This window comes from Pseudarthrobacter naphthalenicus (genome assembly GCF_029076445.1).
GTDB classification, from domain to species: domain Bacteria; phylum Actinomycetota; class Actinomycetes; order Actinomycetales; family Micrococcaceae; genus Arthrobacter; species Arthrobacter naphthalenicus.
Map to the genome: position 1 here is coordinate 1 of NZ_JARESG010000086.1, position 570 is coordinate 570.

Consider the following 570-nt stretch of genomic DNA (forward strand, 5'->3'; position numbering starts at 1 on the left):
ATCTGATCCCGGTCGGCGTGGAGCCCATCTACATGGTCTTTTCCGACGGGGTGCGCGCGCTGGGGTACGACACGGTTTCGGGCACGGTGAAGATCGGCGCGCAATCGATCACCGGCACTGCCGCCACGATCACCGCGGCGGCCGAACAGCTTACCGTGCCTGACGAATCGAGCGTCTTCTCGCAATCGCGTATCTCGATGCTGGACGGGGCCGAAGTCACCGCCGGCGGGCGCCCCATGCGCACGCTGCGCCGCATCGACCCCGTGCCCGGCTCGGACATCATGCTGTCCATCGACCTGGGCCTGCAGAAGGTGGCCGAAGAGGCCTTCGAGGGCCAGCGTGGCGCGCTGGTCCTTGGTCCGGCGGATGGGGCTGCCCGTCTGGCGGATCTTCACTTGCGACATGTGCTTAACCCTCCGCGTCAGCAGCGGCCGCGGCCTGGGCCGAGGCGCCGTCGGCGCGGCGGCCGATCACGTCCGAGACCTTCTTGCCGCGCTTCGCCGCCACCTGGCGGGGCGAGGACTGGGCCTTCAGCGCTTCGAACGTGGCGCGCACCATGTTGTAGGGGTT

The 570-nt window shown here is 68.8% G+C and carries 2 protein-coding genes; both read right to left on the reverse strand.

Annotation, left to right across the window (positions count from 1 at the left end):
* Positions 1–28: 28 nt before the first annotated feature.
* Positions 29–292, reverse strand: coding sequence for a hypothetical protein (locus PY310_RS21510; protein WP_275216660.1), 264 nt, complete (start codon positions 290–292; stop codon positions 29–31).
* 116 nt (positions 293–408) lie between these two features.
* Entirely contained in the window at positions 409–558 is a 150-nt protein-coding gene (locus tag PY310_RS21600) for a hypothetical protein (RefSeq protein WP_342755767.1), read from the reverse strand.
* Between the last annotated feature and the right edge of the window lie 12 nt (positions 559–570).

Bases quoted from the DNA above. Each gene is read 5' to 3' on its own strand.
- PY310_RS21510 (WP_275216660.1), bottom strand. From the start codon at position 292: ATGGACAGCATGATGTCCGAGCCGGGCACGGGGTCGATGCGGCGCAGC.
- PY310_RS21600 (WP_342755767.1), bottom strand. From the start codon at position 558: ATGGTGCGCGCCACGTTCGAAGCGCTGAAGGCCCAGTCCTCGCCCCGC.